Genomic DNA, 446 nt, shown 5'->3' with positions numbered 1-446 from the left:
CAGCAGTGATCGAACTGCAGTGAATAGCGATGGATAATACTTCCTCTTCCAAACGCTTCGTTCGGGTGGCTTTCTCAGCGATACACTCAAAGCGTTCAGAGAACGTTTTATGATCGCACTCTGGGTTCTTACATAAGAATTTACGGTTCTGCATCTTAATCTGGACCTTGTGTCCTTGTATCGGTAAGTCCTGAAACTTTCTCGGGTATAAAGAGTGAACACGGGAAGAAACCTGACCACAGTATGGACAAGGGACTTCTAAACGAGTAGAAGAAACGGTAATCGTAAAGGTGTGGTTTGTGAATGAATGAGATTCATACTCTAAACACGGATCAAGTACCTGTATCAATTCGTACATGGTTTCCCACTTCTTTCTTCTTTTCTTAATTATACTCCTCACTTTTCTCTAAATAGAAGCAATAACAACTGACTTTGGAAAGAACCAC

At 41.0% G+C, this 446-nt stretch carries 1 protein-coding gene; it reads right to left on the bottom strand.

All coding sequences use genetic code 11. The features are described from left to right. A partial coding sequence (locus tag C3945_RS11730) for a transposase family protein (RefSeq protein WP_161879832.1) occupies nucleotides 1–358 on the bottom strand: 358 nt, incomplete at its 3' end. Between the last annotated feature and the right edge of the window lie 88 nt (nucleotides 359–446).

It is taken from the genome of Alkalibacterium sp. MB6 (assembly GCF_009935905.1).
GTDB lineage: Bacteria > Bacillota > Bacilli > Lactobacillales > Carnobacteriaceae_A > Alkalibacterium.
Note: the sequence above shows the minus strand (reverse complement) of the source record. Positions and strands in the feature narration are given on the sequence as shown.